Source organism: Campylobacter sp. IFREMER_LSEM_CL1097 (genome assembly GCF_025772225.1).
Lineage (GTDB): Bacteria > Campylobacterota > Campylobacteria > Campylobacterales > Campylobacteraceae > Campylobacter_D > Campylobacter_D lari_D.
In genome coordinates, this window is the sequence record NZ_JAKMRT010000021.1 from 1 (window position 1) to 18,767 (window position 18,767).

Sequence of the window (18,767 nt, forward strand, 5' to 3'; positions counted from 1 at the left end):
TACCATTATAGTTTTTAATGGTAAGCTGAGCTATACCACTATCTTTAGCTTGAGAACCTGTTTCAAATCTAGTTACACCTATTTTAGAACTTTGAGTTGAACCAATACTTGCTTTGATAGATTGATTTGACTGTGCACCTACTTGGAATTCTTGATTTACAAAACCACCACTTAATAACTGCTTTCCATTGAATGAAGTTTGATTTGCAATATTATCAAGTTGCTCCATCAAACGATTTATATCAGCTTGAAGCATATTTCTTGTTTTGGTAGTTTGTCCATCTTGTGCTGCTTGAGTAGCTTTTACTTTGATAGTATCTAAGATTTTAAGCTGCTCATCCATAGCCTTATCAGCTGTTTGTAAAATACCTAAAGCATCATTACCATTGCTTATAGCTTGACCTAAAGTATTAGCTTGTGATCTTAAGCTATCTGCTATAGCCATACCTGAAGCATCATCTGCTGCAGAGTTGATTCTAAGACCTGAACTTAATCTGCTTAGAGAGCTATCTAATGCTCTTGAGTTTAAATTTGCGTTGTTTTGAGCATTTAAAGATGCCACATTAGTATTTATACGAAATCCCATTTTAAATCCTTTTAAATAAATTCAACCGCTTCCATGCAGTTGTTTAAGCTATATCGAAAAAATGATAAAAAAATTTATACTTTTAAGATATTTTTATATTCATTTATAGAATTTTCTATACTTGCTAAACTTAACGCTGCAATTTCTAAAAATATTTTTAAAAAATCTACATAACTTGATAAAGCATTTTGAGACTCTTGATATAAACTCACATTAAAAAAGCCCCTATGATAAAATAATGGTTTATACATAAAACTTTGTAAAATTTTTGCATTATCTAATAAATCATTAAAATCAAAAATAAACTTTGATACTTGCTCATCAAAAACTGCATTTTGATTTTGCAAAATTACTAAAAGATCTTTTGCTTTTTGATGTAAAGCATTTAACTCTAAATAATCTTTTTGTAAAATTTCCAAAGATTTTTTTAATAATTTTTCTTGCCTATTAATACTTAAAACATTTGGAAATACATAATCTTGTTTTTTATCTTTATATAGTGCTAAAACCTTTTCAAAAGGTATCTCTATGGTATAATCTATAAAAGCTCCACCTTCTGTGGCATTGTAAAATTTAACATCAGGATGAGATAAAAATAAAACTTCTAATCGTTTTCTAAATTCATCCCAGCCTATATTTGTTTGAATAAACCCTTTCTTTCCATAAGACAAAACATTTAATTTAGTAGCATCGTGTTGAGCTTTTTCCTCATCACGAAAAGTAAAGTTAGCTGCATCTGCGTGAGATTTTCCACTATCACTAAAAGCCAAATCTTGTCCTATCATGATTACATTAGTAAATCCCAAAGCTATAGCAAAATTATAAGCAAAATGAGCCACATTGATACCAATATCTAAATAACCAAAATCATTTAAATTAAATTTTTGTTGATAATCTAAATTTTTTAAAATAAAAATTTTTGGATTTTTATTTTCTAAAATTTGCATTAAAGCTTTATCTACAGCAGCATTTATAATATAAATGGGTTCTTTTTTGCTTTGTGGTAAATTTTCATAAAAACTTGCACATTCTTCGTAAATATCCATAGAAAAAACAAAATCAGGATAAATTTCATTCTTAAGTAAAGTTTTATAAGTAGCATCTAAAGCAAATATCACATAATCATCTTGACAAGTTTTTAAAAGCTTAAGTTGTTTATTTAAAGAAGGACCTGCGCACACCACAATAACACTTTTATTTCTTCCTTTATTTTCATAAATAAATCTTTGAAAAGGAGTATTTTTTAAGACTAAAGGTATGTTAGATAAAAATTGTTTATAAATTTTAGCATCCATAGTAAAACTTGTATCAACATTTCCCACCACTCTTTTTATCACATCTAAGCACTTTTGATACACAAAATCAAACATAGGACTATTGTTATAAAATTCACTATAAGGTAAAAGTTTAAAAAGCCCTAAATACTCAAAACAATCTTTTTGTGAAAAAAGCAAAACAAGATACTCTTCTAATCTTTTCTCTTCTACATCACAAAGATATATTTTTCCGCTTGAAAGCTCTTGTCTCAAATCCATCTTGCTTAAAACATTAGCAAAAAATTCTGCTTTATCAAAAATAAAAATATGTTTATTAATAAGCTTTTTTAAAAAAAGTCCATCTCCTATACCGCAAAAAAATATATTAGGTTTTATTAAATCATCTTTTGAAGGCACAAAGGGTGTTTGACTTGGAAAGATTTCGATAAATTCTTCTTTTAAAGATAGAATTTTTTCTTGTAATGGTTTATTGGTAAATTCTAAAGCTTGTAAGTTTTTTTGCAAAAACATTTTATATCCTATGAAATTTAATTATAGAAAATTATATCATTAATTGCATTTTATTTAAAAATCCATCTAAGCAAAAAATTTAACTTTTTTTTATACACTTTTACTAATTTTAATCCTTATAAGGAAAATAATGAAAAATTTAATCATAGTAGAATCACCTGCTAAAGCTAAAACCATAGGTAATTTTCTAGGTAAAGACTATGAAGTAATAGCTTCTAAAGGCCACATTAGAGATTTACCTAAAACTAGCTTTGGTATAAAAATAGAAGATGAAAATTTTAAACCAGAATATAGAATTTCAAATGATCATTCAAGTTTAGTAAAAGAACTCAAAGAAAAGGCTAAAAAAGCTAAAACCATCTACCTTGCAACCGATGAGGATCGTGAGGGTGAAGCCATAGCTTATCATATAGCTAAGGCTATTAATAAAGATGAAAATTCCCTACCACGCATAGTTTTTCATGAGATTACTAAAAGCGCTATAGAAAATGCTTTAAAAAACCCAAGATCTTTAAATGTAAATAGCGTCAATGCCCAACAAACTAGACGCTTACTTGATCGCATAGTAGGCTATAAATTAAGTCCTTTACTAAATCAAAAAATCCAAAAAGGCTTAAGCGCAGGGCGTGTGCAAAGCGCGGCTTTAAAAATCATCGTCGATAGAGAAAGAGAAATAAAAGCTTTTATTCCTTTAAAATACTTTAGTATAGATATGATTTTTGAAAAAGACTTGCAAGCCGAATTAGTCGAATTTCAAAATCAAAAAATAGAAAAACTAAGTCTAACTAACGAAGATAGAGCCAAACTCATCTTTGAAGCTTGCAAAAATGCTAACTTTAAAATAAAAGATATAGAAAGTAAAGATAGAAAAATAGCTCCACAAGCACCTTTTATGACTTCAACCTTGCAACAAAGCGCGAGCAATCGCCTAGGTTTTAACCCTAAAAAAACCATGATGATTGCTCAAAAACTTTACGAGGGTGTAAAAACCCATCAAGGTATTATGGGTGTGATTACTTATATGAGAACTGACAGCTTAAACATCGCAAAAGAAGCTTTAGAAGAAGTAAGAAAACTCATCAAAAATGATTTTGGCAAAGAATACTTACCAAGCAAAGCAAATATTTATACCACTAAAAGCAAAGGCGCTCAAGAAGCACATGAAGCTATAAGACCGACTAATCTTAGCTTTACGCCAAAACTTGCAAGTGAATTTTTAGAAAAAGATGAAGCAAGATTATATACTTTAATATATAATCGCTTTTTAGCTTCACAAATGAATCCTGCTATATCTCAAACTCAAAATGTCTATGCGAAATCAAACGAAGCAAGTTTTAAAATAAGCGGTAGAAAAATTTTATTTGATGGGCATTATAAAGTATATGGAGATATGGATAAAGATAAAATTTTACCTAATTTAAAACTAGAAGATATACTAAATATACAAAATATAGAATTAAGCTCACATTTTACCGAGCCACCTTCAAGATACTCTGAAGCTGGGCTTGTTAAAAAGTTAGAAAATCTTGGCATAGGACGCCCTTCTACTTATGCTCCAACCATCTCTTTACTTAGTGCAAGAGAATATGTGCGTATAGATAAAAAGCAAATCATACCTAATGAAATAGCCTTTGTTGTAACAGAAGTTTTAGAACAAAACTTTAGCGATATAGTAGATAGTGATTTTACTTCTAAAATGGAAGATAAACTTGATATTATTGCAGAAGGCAAAATGGACTGGCAAGAAGTTTTAAGAGAGTTTTATTTTCCTTTTATGAGAAAAATTGATGAAGGTAAAAAAAACATAAAAAGTCAAAAAACTTTCACAAAGCTAGATGAAACCTGCCCTGATTGTGGTGGAGAGCTTGCTATAAGAAAAGGAAGATATGGAGAATTTATAGCTTGTTTAAATTTTCCAAAATGTAAATACTCAAGAAATTTAAAACAAGAAATACAAAATGAAGAAAAAAGCGAGAAAAAACTCAATACCATAGGCGTGAAATGCCCAAGCTGTCAAGAAGGCGAGATCGTGGAGCGTTTTTCTAAGCGTGGTAAATTTTATGGATGTAGTGCTTATCCAAAATGCAACTATATAAGCAAATACAAACCAAGTGAAGAAAAATGTAGCAAATGTGGCGAAACTTTGATTATCAAAGAGCTTAAAAAAGGCACATTTTTAGAGTGCTTAAAATGCAAAATCAAAAAGGAAATTTAATGCAAATTATGCTTTGTGCTATATCTAATATAGCAAGTGGAGGGTGCGGGGAAGATTGTAAATACTGCACTCAAAGCGCTCATGTAAAAACTAATATCAACAAATACAAAAGAAAAGATATAGATCAAATTGTTTTAGAAGCTAAAATAGCTAAGAAAAACGAGGCTTTAGGTTTTTGTTTAGTTACAGCAGGCGCTGGACTTGATGATGAAAAACTTGAGTATGTGTGCAAAGTAGCTCATGCGGTGCAAAAAGAAGTAGAAGGACTTTTACTCATAGCTTGCAATGGCATAGCAAATTTAGAACAACTCAAAGAATTAAAAAAAGCAGGAATTTTTTCTTATAATCATAATCTAGAAACTTCTAAAGAATTTTTTCCAAACATATGCTCTACGCATACTTGGGAGCAAAGATTTCAAACTAATCTTTATGCTAAAGAAGCAGGTTTAATGCTTTGCTGTGGCGGAATTTATGGTCTTGGAGAAAGTGAAGCTGATAGAAAAAGTTTTAGAACAAGTTTAAAAGAGCTTGATCCTTTTTCCTCACCTATTAATTTTTTCATACCAAATGAAAATTTAAAGCTCAAGCAAAACTTATTAAATGCTGATGAGGCGTTAAATATCATCAAAGACACTAAAAAAGACTTACCAAATGCACATATCATGGTAGCAGGTGGTAGAGAAGTAGTTCTAAAAGAAAGACAATATGAAATTTTTGACGCAGGAGCTAGTGCTATAGTAGTAGGTGATTATCTTACAACTAAAGGCGAAGAACCTAGCAAAGATATACAAAAACTAAAACAAATGGGATTTAGCTTTGCTAGCTCATGCCATTGATGCTCAAGCTGCTACGGATTTAAAAATTTTATTAGTCGTAGCAGGATGTTTGCTTACATCACCTTATATTGCTAAATTTTTAAAACTCCCACTTTCAGCCACTGAAATTATGCTTGGCTCTTTTATAGGATTTTTAGGTTTTATAGGAGAAAGTGAGAATTTTAAGCTTTTGGCTAATGCAGGATTTTACTATCTTATGTTTATAGCAGGGATGGAAATCAATCTTAAAACCTTTTTAAAAACTGAAAGAAGCTTACTTAATAAAGCTTTTATTTACATCATACTTTTATATGTTTTTAGCGTTTTAGCGGTTGAAAGTATAGATATTTCTTATATTTTTGTCATTATCATACCTGTTATGAGTGTGGGTTTGCTCTCAACGCTTTATAGAGACTTTGGGAAAAATTGTGAGTGGCTAAATGTATCCATGGTGGTAGCCACTTTAGCTGAAGTTGTGAGCATAGTTTTGCTTACCATAGCTGCGGCATTTTTGGGAAAAGGTGCTGATCTTTTCTCACTCACTCAAAATTTATTATACCTGGTGGGATTTTTAGCACTTTGTATTTTTGGATTTAAATTTTTAGAAGTACTTTTTTGGTGGTATCCACAACTTAAAACCATACTCATGCCTTGGCAAGATCAAAATGAAAAAGATATAAGATTTTGCATGGCAATTTTCATAGCCATAGTTGCGATTATGATTTATTTTAAACTTGAAGTTGCACTTGGAGCTTTTATAGCGGGTTCATTTATAGCTACTTTTTTTGATCATAAAAAAGACTTAGAGCATAAACTTTCTAGTTTTGGTTATGGCTTTTTAATCCCTATATTTTTCATTTATATAGGTTCAAGCTTTAAACTCCAAATGCTTTTAAACCCTCAAGTTTTAATCATAGCTTTTTCACTAACTATCTTTATGATAGGACTAAGAATACTTTGTGCTATGACTTTTGTAAAAATACTTGGTTTAAAAAATACCTTTTTATTTGGCTTAAGCCATTCTATGCCACTAACCTTACTTATCGCAGTAGCCACGCTTTCTTATCAAACTAATATTATCACTCAAGATATATACTCAGGACTAGTGCTTACTGCTTTACTTGAAGCAATTTTAGCTATTAGCTTAATAAAATTTATCAATAATCTTAGTAGAAAATAACTCTACTAAGTATTTATTTTCACTTGCTATAATTTTCTTATGAAAAATTTAGACACACTTTTAGAATTAGCCTTAAAAGCAGGCAAGGAAGCCTCTAAGGTATTGCTTGAATATAAAGACAAAAATACCTTATGGTTTAAAGATGATGATTCCCCAGTAGGTTTAGCTGATATAAAATCTAATGAAGCTATTAGTGAAATTTTAGCTTCAAGTGATATAGCTATATGCTCTGAAGAAAATATACTTTCTTATGAAGAAAGAAAAAATTTAGAGTATTTTTGGCTAATAGATCCTCTTGATGGCACTAAATCTTATGCTAAAAAAGATAAAGAATATTGTGTTTTAATCGCATTAATCCATAAAAACACTCCTGTGCTTTCGCTTATAGGCGATGTGGAAAATAATGCATTTTATTATGCACATACCCATACTAAAGTTTATAAAAATAATGAAATTTTAAATCTTAGTTTAGAGCAATACGAAAAGGTTAAAAATATAGCCCTTTACTCTAAAAATCATGATAATAATGAAGATTTTTTTATTCAAAATCATCTTGAAGGCATTAAGGTTTCATCTGCTTTAAAGTTTGTATATTTACTTGAAGCAAAAGCTGGAATTTACCCGCGTTTTGGCGGCCCAAAAGCTTGGGATATAGCCGCAGGAGATTTTTTAGTCAAACAAAATGGTGGAATTTTATACGATTTTGACAAAAAGGCCTTAAACTACAATAGTCCTGATTTTAAACTTCCAAGTTTTATAGCTTTTGCTAAGAATGAATTTAAATTAAAAGGTTTTTAGTGAGATTTTTTTTGGTGTTTTTGTGTTTTTTAAGTGCTATTTATGCTAATTCTTTTGCAAATAAAAAAATCATCAAATTACAAAATAATGATAATTTTAATATCATCAATCTTGATCAAGATATAAATTATGATAAACTCTCACACATTAGCACCTTAGCTTTAGTGCCAAGCTATGAAAAAGAATATAATTTTTATTTTTCAAATTTAAAAATCGATGCTAAAAGCATGGCAAAAGACACACTAAAAGCATTAAGTGCTATTTTAAATGAGCAAAATAATTTTGCCTTACTTAGTCAAAAAGAAAATCAAACTTATATCAATAGTCAAAATATCTTACAAACAAATAAAAATTTCATCAATGCAAGTGAGTTTTTAGAATTTAATCGTTTCAAAAAGGCTGATTTTATTATTTTGCTAGATTTAAAAAGTATTCAAGCAAGCCAACAAAATTTCTTGCTTTTTTCAAATTTTGAAGTCAAAGCCGACATAGAATACAAACTTTTTAATGCCAAAACAAAAAAACTAAAAGATCATAAAATCCTTACTATCAATACTCAATTTAGCACAAATGATAAAAATAAATCTTATCAAGAATTAGTCCATGAAATAGCTACAATTGTTTATGAAGATATTAAAAATACTATATAATTACCACTTCTTCTTCTAAAACAATCCCAAATTCTTCAAAAATTCTTTTTTTAGCAAGCTCTATCAAAAATAAAGCATCATCAAAACTAGCATGTTTTTTATTGATTAAAAAATTTGCATGTTCATTGCTAAACATCGCATCATTTTTACTAAAACCTTTAAGATTAACTGCTTCTATCAACCTTCCTGCATGATCGTTTTTGGGATTTTTAAAAATAGAGCCAAAGCTAGCACCTTTGGGCTGATTTTTTCTTGCATTTTTTAAAAGCTCATCTTTAATTGGGTCAAATCCATATTCTAAAAAAAACTTCGCACTAAACATCACTTCTTTAATAGGATTAAACCTATAAGCAAAAGCAATATTTTGTTTTAAAATTTCTTGATTAAAAGTGCAAATACTAATTAAATTTTTGCTAATATCCTCATCTTTTAATCCTGCATTCATTTTTAAAATACCGCCCAAAGTCCCTGGGATATTTCTTAAAAACTCAAAGCCTTTTAAGTTATTTTCTTTAGCAAAATGATATATTTTAAAAGATTTCACGCTAGAGCCTATCTCTAAAAACATACCTTTTTCATTTTGCTCTAAAATTTTAATATAATCAAAACTTTTCCCTAAAATTCCAAGTTTTTTGGGTTTTGGAGAGATTAAAAGATTATTTGCCCCACCTATTAAAAAACCATCAAATTCGCAAGGCTCTTCAAGTGTTTGCACTTCAAAGCTCTCACCTATACGCACAGAAGAATACTTAGAAAAATCAATAATCATCTAATAAAGCTTGGAATTTGATTTAAAATATTAGTTGTAAAATCAATCATAGAACTTATCATCCAAGGCATTAAAAATACTATTACCACAACAACAAGTAAAATTTTTGGCACAAAAGAAAGCGTGGCTTCGTTAATTTGCGTTACAGCTTGAAAAATACTTATAATAAGCCCTGCAATAAGCCCTGCTAAAAGCATAGGTAAAGAAAGCATAAGTGTGATTTTAAAAGTTTGTACACCCAAGGCTACTAAAGTACTTTCCATATTTACTCCTTAAAAATTTAAATTCTATCAAGAATTTCTAAATTCTTCATACTCACTAGGGATAAGATGATCTTTACTTTTTATTAACTTCTCATAAAATCCATGATTATATCCAAGCTCAAAAAGCTTATCTATGGCATTGTATTGTTTATCATTCATATTAATAGAGTTTTTATTTGCATATAAATTTAAATACACATCAAGTTTTTGTGCATCAACGCGTATTAAATTACGCTCTAAAAGCATGGAGGCTAAGATTTTTCTATTATGATCGGCTACTTCTACTGCTTTAATCAAATCTTTTTCAACCGCTATTGCATCACTAAGCGGTAAAGATCTTCTAAGGGCCATACCACCTAAAGGTAAAGGTAAATCATTTTTTGCTAATTCTTGCCAAATATCCCAAAGTTCAGCCTCAACACACAAACTAGAATCAAATTCTAAAATGCTCTCATGTATAAGCACTCCCGCATCAACTTCATCTTCTAAAACAGCCTTTTCAATCTCTAAAAAATTCTTATAAATTATTCTAGCTTGTGGATATTTTATGCGAAAGATTAAAGCATTAGTAGTGTGTGCTCCACTTAAAGCAACTTTAAAATTTGGCTTTAATTTTTTATTCTTTTTCTTAATAAGCTTTGGCCCATAACCCTCACCAAAACTCACAGCAGTTTTTAATAAAGCATATTCACTAGCTATTAAAGGATAAAGTGCAAAAGATATCGCACTAACATCGTATATATTTTCTAATGCAAGCTCATTTAAAGTTTGTATATCCAAGGCTGTATTTTCATACTCATAAGCATTTCCAACCCAACCAAATTTAATCGCCATATACATAAAAATATCATCAGCATCAGGAGAGTGCGCTACGCTAATTTTTTTATTCATTTTTTTCCTTAAAAATCTAAAAAAGTATTTTAGCAAAATTCAAAATAAAAACTTATATTAAATTTCTTTTTGATACAATTTTAAACATATTATAAAAGGATTAACAAGCATGGATGATAATAAAAGAAAATCACTTGATGCAGCCTTAAAAAGTCTTGATAAAACCTTTGGAAAAGGTACTATTTTAAGACTTGGCGATAAAGAAGTTGAAAAAATTGATTCTATTCCTACAGGTTCTGTTGGACTTGATTTAGCTTTAGGAATTGGTGGGGTTCCAAAAGGAAGAATTATAGAAATTTATGGACCTGAAAGTTCAGGTAAAACTACACTTACCTTACACATCATAGCAGAATGTCAAAAAAAAGGTGGAGTTTGTGCGTTTATTGATGCTGAACACGCTCTTGATGTAAGATATGCAAAAAATTTAGGTGTTGATACAGAAAATCTTTACATCTCTCAACCAGATTTTGGAGAACAAGCCTTAGAAATCGTTGAAACTATAGCAAGAAGTGGAGCCATTGATCTAATAGTGGTAGATAGCGTTGCTGCACTTACTCCAAAAGCAGAAATCGAAGGTGATATGGGAGATCAACATGTAGGTCTTCAAGCAAGATTAATGAGCCAAGCTTTAAGAAAATTAACTGGTATCGTTCATAAAATGAACACTACTGTAATTTTCATCAATCAAATTCGTATGAAAATAGGCATGATGGGCTATGGCACTCCTGAAACAACTACTGGCGGAAATGCTTTAAAATTTTATGCTTCAGTGCGTTTAGATGTAAGAAAAACAGCCACCTTAAAACAAAATGATGAGCCTATTGGAAACCGCGTTAAAGTAAAAGTGGCTAAAAACAAAGTAGCCCCTCCTTTTAAACAAGCTGAATTTGATGTGATGTTTGGTGAGGGTGTAAGTCGTGAAGGCGAGCTAATAGATTATGGTGTAAAACTTGATATTATTGATAAAAGTGGTGCATGGTTTTCTTACAAGGCTTCTAAACTTGGTCAAGGTAGAGAAAATGCTAAAGCCTTTTTAAAAGAAAATCCAGCTATTGCAGATGAAATTACTCAAGCTATACAAAACTCAATCGGTATAGATAGTATGATTTTGGGCGCAAAAGAAAACGATGAAGGAGAAGAATAATGTTGATTATTGAAGATTTAAGAGCTTTTGAAGTTTTAGATAGTAGAGGCAATCCTACCATTAAAGCTGAAATCATGCTAAGCGATGGCAGTGTGGGTAGTGCTATCGTTCCAAGTGGTGCAAGCACAGGAAAAAAAGAAGCTTTGGAATTAAGAGATAATGATGAGAGATTTGGCGGAAAAGGTGTTTTAAAAGCTATTGAAAACATCAATGGCACCATAGCTGAAAACATTATAGGGCTTGATGCGTTCAATCAAACTCAGCTAGATAATACTCTTTTAGAGCTTGATGGGACAAAAAATTATTCCAACCTAGGAGCAAATGCAACTTTAGGAATTTCTATGGCAACAGCGCGCGCTGCTGCTAATGCACTAGGTGTGCCTTTATATCGCTACTTAGGTGGAGCAAATGCAAGTGTATTACCTGTGCCAATGTGCAATATCATCAATGGCGGTGCGCACGCAAACAATAGTGTAGATTTTCAAGAATTTATGATTATGCCTTTTGGTTTTTCAAGCTTTAAAGAAGGGCTAAGATCAGTTTGTGAAATTTATGCAGTATTGAAAAAAGAATTAGCTAATCTAGGTCACTCTACTGCCTTAGGCGATGAGGGCGGTTTTGCACCAAATTTAGCAAACAACACTGAACCACTTGATCTTTTAATGACTTGTATTAAAAAAGCAGGCTATGAAAATAAAATCAAACTAGCACTAGATGTAGCAAGTAGTGAGCTTTATAAAGATGGTAAATACCATTTAGAGGGTAAAGTTTTCTCAAGTGAAGACTTGATTGCTCGCTATGAAGAATTATGTGCTAAATATCCTATTTTTAGTATTGAAGATGGTTTGGCTGAAGATGATTATGAAGGTTGGATTAAACTCACTCAAAAGCTTGGCAATAAAATTCAACTTGTGGGTGATGATTTGTTTGTAACTAATGAAGATATTTTAAGAGAAGGTATCATGAAAAATATGGCAAATGCTGTATTAATCAAGCCTAATCAAATCGGTACAATCACTCAAACTATGAGAACAGTAAGACTAGCTCATAAAAATAATTACAGATGTATTATGAGTCATAGAAGCGGGGAAAGCGAAGATGCTTTTATAGCTGATTTTGCAGTAGCGCTTAATACAGGACAAATCAAAACAGGAGCTCTAGCAAGAGGTGAAAGAACAGCTAAATATAATCGTTTGTTAGAAATCGAACTTGATAATGATGAGTATTTAGGAGATAAACTCTGAGTGATTTATTAAAAGAGTATGATGAGCATTCTAAAAAGAAGGAGGCTCGTCATCATCTAATAAAAACTATTGCATTATCATTTGTAGCTATTATTGTTGCTATGTATTTTGGTAATATGTTTTTTGGCAAATCCTCTTTAGATGTTTTATTATCGCTTAAAGAGGAGCAAAAAATTTTAGAGAAAAACATAATAACCTTAAAAGCTAAAAATGCTCAAGCTCAAAAAGAATACCTACAGCTTTTAAGACTTAAAGGAGAAAATTCGCATGAGAATTAATTTTTTTTTACTATTTTTATTATCCTGTGTATTTTTAAATGCAAAAGATAATCCTTTTGACAATAACTCAGAACAACAAAACACCGAGTTTGTAAAACTTAGTCCTTTTCAAAGACAGGATTTTACTTTTAATTCTGATGCAAGAATTTTAAAAAATATTACTATTACTTATATTAATCTTGATGGCTCTGAAGAGCAAACTACTCTAGATATATACAAAAGTATCAATTGGCATGATACTTACTCATTTATAAAAGCCAAAAGTCCAAATGCCACACCTATACTTGATGTTTCTGTTACTGTGCCACAAGAACAAGGGGTAAAAAACACTAAAACAGAAGAAAACAATACCACTTTAAACATTGAAACACCAATTTTTAGTGGAAATATTTATAATTTTATTTCTATTAGCTTTTATAATAATAAGATTAATATCAAAACCGAAGATAGAATGCTAAGACATTTATCTATAGGAGATCCAACTAAAATCATTATAGATTTTGCTAAAAAGCAAAATTTCAATACAAAAACTTTACAAGTTAATACTGCTCATGTTAGAAAAGTTGTATTTGGATCACATAAAGGATATTATCGTTTGGTAATTTATCTTGATGGAAAATATAGTTATAAATACTCTCAAGGTGAAAATTTACATACCTTTAACTATCGCTAAGAGTTTTTAAAAACTCTTAAGCAAATCTGTGATCATAAATAATCATTTGAAATCTTTGAGCTATCATTTTAGCTCTTTCTATAATAATACTTCTTGGTTCATCTTCAAAAACTTCTTGCAAACTCTCATCAAACAGATTAAGCCAAACATCAAAAAATTCTCTTGGAAACGAAGGTAGTTCATGATGAGCTCTCAAAGGAGAACCGCTATAACTTGGATCACCTAAAAACATCCCTGCCCAAAAACTTGCTATTTTTTCTTTGTGTTTTTTCCAGCTCTCATCATCTATACCAATTTTTTCATTAAAAATAGGCCCTAAATCCTTATCTGTTCTAACTTTTGCATAAAAAACATCCATAAGTTTTTTTATACCATCATGATTAATAGTATCAAATTTCATGTTTTTCCTTCAAAATAATTTTGGATAATTGTATTGAATTTATAAAGCAAAAATATAAACAAAAGTCAATTTTTAGTATAATCATAAAAAACAAATTTAAAGAAAAAATATGACTTATACTATTTTACCACCCAATCAATTCTTGGATAATTATATTTTAAATATACAATTACACCAATTAGCAAATATTTCTAAAAATGCTTATAAATTTTGGAAAAATGTTCAGGCAGCACGCTATCAAGGCACAAGAGTGGTATTTTTACATAAAAAAAGTATTTTACAAAAACACCAACATCTTATACAAAAATGTGAAAATCTAAGTGGCTTTGTATTAGCAAGTGCCTTTTGCTCATTTACTACTTTAGCTCCATCACATTTGGTAGAAAAAAACAATTCTCAAATTTATAAAATCTTAGATATAAAAGAAGTTTGTGGGGTTAAATTTGTAAATTTAAAGGCATTTTACGATTTTTTAAATTTAGATTATAGTTATAATATTTATATCGAAAAATGCCATTTTTTCAGTCCTACTCCTTTGGAAAAACGCATTAAAATCACTGAGAGTATGTGCGTTGGGTATTACTAAGATATTTAAATATCAAAGCACAAACAAGCGAAATTATAGCCATAGCAAACATATAAAATCCTAAAGAAAAACGAGCAATATTTTCTAAATTTCCCAAAGCAATAGTGTGTAAAAATAAAGCAAGTTGCGGAGTAAACCCACCAGCTATTGCATAAGCTATATTATAAGAAAAACTAAGCCCTGAAAATTTAATCTTAGCATCAAATACCTCACTCATCATCAAAGGACAAAAATTCATCACTCCGGTAAAAAAGCAAGCGCTTAAATAATACACACTCACTAAATTAAAATCAGGTGTTTTAGCATAAAGAGCGTTAAAATAAAATAAACAAGTTAAGAAAAATCCTAGCGAAAAAATCATACAAGCTTTTACTATACCTATTTTATCAGCCAAAATTCCACTTAATATACAACCAATTACAAGCAAAACTATACCAAACATTTGTATGTAAGTTTGAACGCTTGCATCAATATTTAACATTTTTGCCATAAAAGAAGGTATAGTTAAAATCATCACAACAATACAAGCCGTCAAAACCCAAGTTATCAACATAGAAAGTACAACGCCCAGCTTAGCTTTTCTAAATACTTCTTTTAAAGGGAATTTTTCTAAAGCCTTATCTTTTTTCATTTGTTCAAAAACAGGTGTTTCTTGTAAAAATTTACGCAAATAAGCAGAAATAATCCCAAAAATTCCTCCTAAGAAAAATGGAATTCTCCAGGCCCATTCATAAAGTTCTTCTTGTGTAAAAAGCTTATTCATTATTAAAAATACAAAACTTCCAAGCAAAATTCCACCTACTACAGAAGCTGTTAAAAATCCAAGATAAGTGCGTTTTTGTCCATTTGGAGCATGCTCAAAAACAAAAACCCAAGCACCAGGTAATTCCCCACCTATAGCTATACCTTGACAAATCCTTACAAATATTAAAAATACTATACATAAATATCCTATGCTTTCATAAGTAGGTATAAAAGCAAGCATAAAAGTTGGCACAACCATCAGTAAAATACTAAGCATAAACATTTTTTTACGACCAAATTTATCGCCAAAATGTGCCATGATTATACCACCAAGTGGTCTAGCTAAATATCCTGCGGCAAAAATTCCATAAGTATTAAACATTTTCCAAAATGGACTTAAATCTTCAGGAAAAAAATTTTTAGAAATATAACTTGCAAAAAATACAAAAATGATAAAATCGTAAAATTCTAAAGTCCCTCCCAAAGAAGAAAGACTCAAAACTTTTATGTCTTTTTTAGTAAGATTTTTACCCACGATTAATCCATCTCATAAGTATCATCATCACTATAATCATCATCGTATTCATAATCATCATCATCATAATTATATGATCTTTGATTATTTGCATAAGTATCATCATCTGCTTCATCATACATTTCATCATCATAATTTTCAAATTCTTCATCATCATAAGCCATTGCAAATCCTTTAAAATTTTTTAGTAGTATTTTAATATAAAAATATACATTTTGGTATAATTTTTCAAACTTTACTTAAGGAAAAATATGAATTTAACGCATTTAGATGAAAAAAATCACCCCAAAATGGTAGATGTAAGTCAAAAAGATATTACCCAAAGAGAAGCTTGTGCAAGCGGTAAAATATACATGAGCAAAGAAGCATTTGAAGCTATCATTGAAAACAAAGCTAAAAAAGGGCCTGTTTTGCAAACTGCCATCACAGCAGCCATAATAGGAGCTAAACAAACTTCAAATCTTATCCCAATGTGTCATCCTTTAATGATCTCAAAAGTACAAACCCATATAGAAGAAAACAAAGAAGAATGTTCTTTTCAACTCTTTGTAACCGTAAAATGCGAAGGAAAAACAGGGGTTGAAATGGAAAGCTTAACAGCTGTTAGCATTGGGCTTTTAACTATTTATGATATGGTTAAAGCTATTGATAAAAGTATGCAAATTACTGATATAGTTTTAGAAAGCAAAGAAGGAGGAAAAAGTGGTAAATATCTGCGATCTTAAAAAAGAACCTATTATAAACTACCCTACTTTTTGGGATTATAAAGTCGTTTTTGAAGCTGAAGTTGATGCTTTAGAAATTTTCACCCAAATACTCAATGAAAGAGAATTTAAATATAAAATCTCAAATACTAGCAAACAAGGAACATATAAAAGTTATCTTTTAAGTGTTTATGTCGATAGTAAAGATGATCGTTTAAATATTTTTAATCAATTAAAAAGTAAAGCGAAATTTGTATTATAAAAAAGGAAAAATATGAAAAATTTAGCCATAATTTTTGAAAATTCTCTCTTAGCTTGTGAAAAAAATGAAATTCCAAACTTAATTAGTGAGCTTGTTTTTAATCTAAGTTATAAAAAAATTAGTTTTGAAAATACTAGCAATGAAGAGCTTTTTGCTATCTTTTCTAAAGTATTAGAAAAACTTGGACTTATAAATGAAGAAAATATTTCCAAAATAATCCAAGGTATTATTAAAGCTAGAGTTGAAGAAGATAAAAAAGCATTTTTTGTTTATATTAACGAATATGGCAAATTAAAAGTAAAAATAGAAGAACAAAAAAACACCATTAAACACAAAATTTGCGATAACTTTTTTGATTTAGAAAAGACTTTAAAAGATTTAAATTTAAATGAATTTAATATAAGTATCAATGATGCAATGCTTTATGATATAGAAATACTAGGCCTTTTAAAAGAAACTGCCGAGAGTGCTTTTATCACAACTTTAGAAAAAGGTGAAAACATAGAACTTACATCTTGTGAAATCGCTAAAAACCTTGTATTTAATGCAATTTGCGAAGGAAGCTTTGAAAAAGAAAGAATTTTAAAAATATCCCAAGTAGTTTTAAATGCTGCTTTTGAACTTGCTAACGAATCAAAGGCTTTTGCTTATGATTTATGTATAGGAAGTATTTATGGGACACAAGAAGGAATTTCTTTGGCGATTGAAAAATTTAAATCAAGCTTTGCATATAGCGCTTTAGAACATGATTTAAAAAATAAAGAAAAAGAGCTTATAGACATAGAGCAAGAATTTATCCAAATGCTTAAAAAAATATCATTAGAATTTAATAATCCCGTAAAAGATATACTTAAAGATTTATTAGAAAATAAATTTGACACTTTATTTGCCAAATTTAAACGCTTAATACAAGAAAACAGAGAGCAAATTCTTATCAAAATTAATGAAATTAAACAAAATCCAAAAATTGATGATTTTAGCAAGCTAGCACAAAGCAAACTCAATATTTTAGCTAAAGAGTTAAATGAACTCGAAAAACTCGCAAGCCATAAATATAAAAATTTAGATAAAAACAATGCAAAAGAATTGGGAGTAAGATTGTGGGAAAAAGCAAAAAAATTAATTAAAAAAAATATTAATTGATAATTAATTTTTAAAAATTAAAATTACAAAAATAAAATACGGAGGAAATTATGTTTAACACTTTGAAAGTTAAATTGTCTTTAATGGCAAATTTTTTCACTGCGCTAAGTTTGATTATTTTAGGTGTGTTAAGTTTTTACTTTACCAAAACATACCTTTATGATAATGAACTAAAAAGGCAAAATGATATTTTACAAGTTGCTCGAACTTCTTTAGAAACATTTCGAAAGCACAATAGTGATTTAATTTTAAATTTGGAAAAAACAATTTTGGAATTTCCATATGAAAAATTAAATTCCGAACAAGCTTTGATAGATAATGTTGGCTCTATTTTAAAATCATATAGAAAAGCTTCTGGAGTTTTATCTGCTTTTATAAGTTTAGATAATGGAGAAAATCTTGTAAGTAATGATACTAGTGATAAAAATAATAAAAATATCGAAATTTATGGACAAAATATCAACTATGATGCTAGAACTAGACCATGGTATATTGGAGCCAAAGAAAATAAAGATATTTTCATCACTTCTCCTTATATTGATAAAGCAACAAATCAATATGTAATAACATATACTAAATCTATATATAAAAATGGTAATTTTGTAGGAATTATTGGGGTTGATATTCCAGTAAAAGAGCTTCAAGAAAATTTTGAAAATATGCCTGGTAATAGCTTTTTATTTGATGAAAATGGAAAGATATTTGTTGCTAAAAACAAACAGTTATTAGATCCATCGGTAGATCATGGACCGGTATTAAATGCACACAAACAAAATGGTGATTATTCTTTCTTTGAATATGGATTAAAAGGAAAAGAAAGACTAGGTATATGTGCTAAAATATCTTCTTACCTTGTTTGTAGCACCGAAAGTGCTGATGTTATAAATGAGCCTATTTTCAAAACAGCAACAATACAAACAATTGTTGTAAGTATCATGGTTGCCTTAAGTGTTATCATACTCTACTTCATCATCTCTTATTATCTATCCCCTTTACAAGCAATCCAAAAAGGTATCAATTCTTTCTTTGACTTCATCAATCATAAAACAAAAGATTCTGCTATGATAGATGTTAAGACTAATGATGAATTTGGAGTTATT

Annotated in this window: 21 protein-coding genes and 1 pseudogene; 14 read left to right on the forward strand and 8 right to left on the reverse strand. The window is 29.5% G+C overall.

Annotation, left to right across the window (positions count from 1 at the left end):
* Both L8W64_RS07815 and L8W64_RS07820 read right to left on the reverse strand, forming a co-directional pair.
* A pseudogene (locus tag L8W64_RS07815) lies at positions 1 to 586 on the reverse strand (flagellin); the annotation flags it as partial.
* Between the two features lie 74 nt (positions 587 to 660).
* Complete coding sequence (locus L8W64_RS07820; protein WP_263673380.1) at positions 661 to 2,373, reverse strand: motility associated factor glycosyltransferase family protein; 1,713 nt, start codon at positions 2,371 to 2,373, stop codon at positions 661 to 663.
* Between the two features lie 130 nt (positions 2,374 to 2,503).
* Here L8W64_RS07820 and topA point away from each other — a divergent pair, with 130 nt between their 5' ends.
* Genes topA through L8W64_RS07845 form a run of 5 tightly spaced genes read left to right on the forward strand, consistent with a single transcriptional unit; the run spans position 2,504 to position 8,031 of the window.
* Positions 2,504 to 4,588 carry a type I DNA topoisomerase gene (gene topA, locus L8W64_RS07825; RefSeq protein ID WP_412175217.1) on the forward strand — a complete coding sequence of 695 codons (2,085 nt, stop codon included), beginning with the start codon at positions 2,504 to 2,506 and terminating at the stop codon, positions 4,586 to 4,588.
* Positions 4,588 to 5,424, forward strand: coding sequence for a biotin synthase (locus L8W64_RS07830; protein WP_039627786.1), 837 nt, complete (start codon positions 4,588 to 4,590; stop codon positions 5,422 to 5,424). Before topA ends, L8W64_RS07830 begins: the two co-directional genes overlap by 1 nt.
* Positions 5,405 to 6,583, forward strand: a complete 1,179-nt coding sequence (locus L8W64_RS07835) for a cation:proton antiporter (RefSeq protein WP_133319939.1) — start codon at positions 5,405 to 5,407, stop codon at positions 6,581 to 6,583. The genes L8W64_RS07830 and L8W64_RS07835 overlap by 20 nt, the downstream gene beginning before the upstream one ends.
* A gap of 39 nt (positions 6,584 to 6,622) precedes the next feature.
* Positions 6,623 to 7,381: a 3'(2'),5'-bisphosphate nucleotidase CysQ gene (locus L8W64_RS07840; protein ID WP_263673382.1), complete on the forward strand. Its 759-nt coding sequence runs from the start codon at positions 6,623 to 6,625 to the stop codon at positions 7,379 to 7,381.
* Positions 7,381 to 8,031 (forward strand): hypothetical protein, encoded by a 651-nt coding sequence (locus L8W64_RS07845; RefSeq protein WP_263673383.1) that lies wholly within the window; start codon positions 7,381 to 7,383, stop codon positions 8,029 to 8,031. Before L8W64_RS07840 ends, L8W64_RS07845 begins: the two co-directional genes overlap by 1 nt.
* On the opposite strand, the gene L8W64_RS07850 is transcribed toward L8W64_RS07845, so the two are convergent.
* From L8W64_RS07850 to L8W64_RS07860, 3 genes are read right to left on the reverse strand one after another with little or no spacing between them, the layout of a single operon-like run.
* Positions 8,024 to 8,800, reverse strand: a complete 777-nt coding sequence (locus L8W64_RS07850; RefSeq protein WP_263673385.1) for a UDP-N-acetylmuramate dehydrogenase — start codon at positions 8,798 to 8,800, stop codon at positions 8,024 to 8,026. The two genes, L8W64_RS07845 and L8W64_RS07850, sit on opposite strands and share 8 nt — an antisense overlap.
* A complete protein-coding gene (fliQ, locus tag L8W64_RS07855) occupies positions 8,797 to 9,063 on the reverse strand; it encodes a flagellar biosynthesis protein FliQ (RefSeq protein WP_012660903.1) in 267 nt (88 codons plus the stop codon). The genes L8W64_RS07850 and fliQ overlap by 4 nt, the downstream gene beginning before the upstream one ends.
* A 27-nt stretch (positions 9,064 to 9,090) precedes the next feature.
* Entirely contained in the window at positions 9,091 to 9,954 is an 864-nt protein-coding gene (locus L8W64_RS07860) for a menaquinone biosynthesis family protein (protein ID WP_263673387.1), read from the reverse strand.
* A 109-nt stretch (positions 9,955 to 10,063) separates the two neighbouring features.
* Here L8W64_RS07860 and recA point away from each other — a divergent pair, with 109 nt between their 5' ends.
* The 4 genes from recA (at position 10,064) to L8W64_RS07880 (ending at position 13,293) form a co-directional block, all read left to right on the forward strand.
* Positions 10,064 to 11,098, forward strand: a complete 1,035-nt coding sequence (gene recA, locus L8W64_RS07865) for a recombinase RecA (protein ID WP_263660826.1) — start codon at positions 10,064 to 10,066, stop codon at positions 11,096 to 11,098.
* Complete coding sequence (gene eno / locus L8W64_RS07870; RefSeq protein WP_263673388.1) at positions 11,098 to 12,342, forward strand: phosphopyruvate hydratase; 1,245 nt, start codon at positions 11,098 to 11,100, stop codon at positions 12,340 to 12,342. The genes recA and eno overlap by 1 nt, the downstream gene beginning before the upstream one ends.
* 101 nt (positions 12,343 to 12,443) lie before the next feature.
* Entirely contained in the window at positions 12,444 to 12,620 is a 177-nt protein-coding gene (locus tag L8W64_RS07875) for a hypothetical protein (protein WP_259443318.1), read from the forward strand.
* Positions 12,610 to 13,293 carry an AMIN domain-containing protein gene (locus tag L8W64_RS07880; protein WP_263673389.1) on the forward strand — a complete coding sequence of 228 codons (684 nt, stop codon included), beginning with the start codon at positions 12,610 to 12,612 and terminating at the stop codon, positions 13,291 to 13,293. Before L8W64_RS07875 ends, L8W64_RS07880 begins: the two co-directional genes overlap by 11 nt.
* A 16-nt stretch (positions 13,294 to 13,309) precedes the next feature.
* On the opposite strand, the gene L8W64_RS07885 is transcribed toward L8W64_RS07880, so the two are convergent.
* On the reverse strand, positions 13,310 to 13,693 hold the full coding sequence (locus L8W64_RS07885; RefSeq protein WP_263666933.1) for a group III truncated hemoglobin: 384 nt from the start codon (positions 13,691 to 13,693) through the stop codon (positions 13,310 to 13,312).
* A gap of 109 nt (positions 13,694 to 13,802) precedes the next feature.
* On the opposite strand from L8W64_RS07885, the gene L8W64_RS07890 reads away from it, so the two are divergent.
* On the forward strand, positions 13,803 to 14,279 hold the full coding sequence (locus L8W64_RS07890) for a cysteine permease (RefSeq protein WP_263659937.1): 477 nt from the start codon (positions 13,803 to 13,805) through the stop codon (positions 14,277 to 14,279).
* Here the strand turns inward: L8W64_RS07890 and L8W64_RS07895 are convergent.
* Positions 14,248 to 15,558, reverse strand: a complete 1,311-nt coding sequence (locus L8W64_RS07895; RefSeq protein WP_263673391.1) for an MFS transporter — start codon at positions 15,556 to 15,558, stop codon at positions 14,248 to 14,250. The genes L8W64_RS07890 and L8W64_RS07895 overlap by 32 nt on opposite strands.
* 2 nt (positions 15,559 to 15,560) lie before the next feature.
* Positions 15,561 to 15,722 (reverse strand): highly acidic protein, encoded by a 162-nt coding sequence (locus L8W64_RS07900; RefSeq protein WP_133319950.1) that lies wholly within the window; start codon positions 15,720 to 15,722, stop codon positions 15,561 to 15,563.
* 87 nt (positions 15,723 to 15,809) lie between these two features.
* On the opposite strand from L8W64_RS07900, the gene moaC reads away from it, so the two are divergent.
* From moaC to L8W64_RS07920, 4 genes are all read left to right on the forward strand, one after another.
* Positions 15,810 to 16,283 carry a cyclic pyranopterin monophosphate synthase MoaC gene (moaC, locus tag L8W64_RS07905; RefSeq protein WP_263659935.1) on the forward strand — a complete coding sequence of 158 codons (474 nt, stop codon included), beginning with the start codon at positions 15,810 to 15,812 and terminating at the stop codon, positions 16,281 to 16,283.
* On the forward strand, positions 16,261 to 16,524 hold the full coding sequence (locus L8W64_RS07910; protein WP_133319952.1) for a DUF493 family protein: 264 nt from the start codon (positions 16,261 to 16,263) through the stop codon (positions 16,522 to 16,524). The genes moaC and L8W64_RS07910 overlap by 23 nt, the downstream gene beginning before the upstream one ends.
* Before the next feature lie 12 nt (positions 16,525 to 16,536).
* Positions 16,537 to 17,667 (forward strand): hypothetical protein, encoded by a 1,131-nt coding sequence (locus L8W64_RS07915; RefSeq protein WP_133319953.1) that lies wholly within the window; start codon positions 16,537 to 16,539, stop codon positions 17,665 to 17,667.
* Positions 17,668 to 17,717: 50 nt separating this feature from the next.
* Positions 17,718 to 18,767, forward strand: a 1,050-nt coding sequence (locus tag L8W64_RS07920) for a cache domain-containing protein (protein WP_263673392.1), incomplete at its 3' end; no start/stop codon positions are given.

Bases quoted from the DNA above. Each gene is read 5' to 3' on its own strand.
- topA (WP_412175217.1), top strand. From the start codon at position 2,504: ATGAAAAATTTAATCATAGTAGAATCACCTGCTAAAGCTAAAACCATA.
- L8W64_RS07860 (WP_263673387.1), bottom strand. From the start codon at position 9,954: ATGAATAAAAAAATTAGCGTAGCGCACTCTCCTGATGCTGATGATATT.
- moaC (WP_263659935.1), top strand. From the start codon at position 15,810: ATGAATTTAACGCATTTAGATGAAAAAAATCACCCCAAAATGGTAGAT.
- L8W64_RS07880 (WP_263673389.1), top strand. From the start codon at position 12,610: ATGAGAATTAATTTTTTTTTACTATTTTTATTATCCTGTGTATTTTTA.
- L8W64_RS07840 (WP_263673382.1), top strand. From the start codon at position 6,623: ATGAAAAATTTAGACACACTTTTAGAATTAGCCTTAAAAGCAGGCAAG.
- L8W64_RS07885 (WP_263666933.1), bottom strand. From the start codon at position 13,693: ATGAAATTTGATACTATTAATCATGATGGTATAAAAAAACTTATGGAT.
- L8W64_RS07890 (WP_263659937.1), top strand. From the start codon at position 13,803: ATGACTTATACTATTTTACCACCCAATCAATTCTTGGATAATTATATT.
- L8W64_RS07875 (WP_259443318.1), top strand. From the start codon at position 12,444: ATGTATTTTGGTAATATGTTTTTTGGCAAATCCTCTTTAGATGTTTTA.
- eno (WP_263673388.1), top strand. From the start codon at position 11,098: ATGTTGATTATTGAAGATTTAAGAGCTTTTGAAGTTTTAGATAGTAGA.
- L8W64_RS07830 (WP_039627786.1), top strand. From the start codon at position 4,588: ATGCAAATTATGCTTTGTGCTATATCTAATATAGCAAGTGGAGGGTGC.
- L8W64_RS07900 (WP_133319950.1), bottom strand. From the start codon at position 15,722: ATGGCTTATGATGATGAAGAATTTGAAAATTATGATGATGAAATGTAT.
- L8W64_RS07915 (WP_133319953.1), top strand. From the start codon at position 16,537: ATGAAAAATTTAGCCATAATTTTTGAAAATTCTCTCTTAGCTTGTGAA.
- recA (WP_263660826.1), top strand. From the start codon at position 10,064: ATGGATGATAATAAAAGAAAATCACTTGATGCAGCCTTAAAAAGTCTT.
- fliQ (WP_012660903.1), bottom strand. From the start codon at position 9,063: ATGGAAAGTACTTTAGTAGCCTTGGGTGTACAAACTTTTAAAATCACA.
- L8W64_RS07820 (WP_263673380.1), bottom strand. From the start codon at position 2,373: ATGTTTTTGCAAAAAAACTTACAAGCTTTAGAATTTACCAATAAACCA.
- L8W64_RS07850 (WP_263673385.1), bottom strand. From the start codon at position 8,800: ATGATTATTGATTTTTCTAAGTATTCTTCTGTGCGTATAGGTGAGAGC.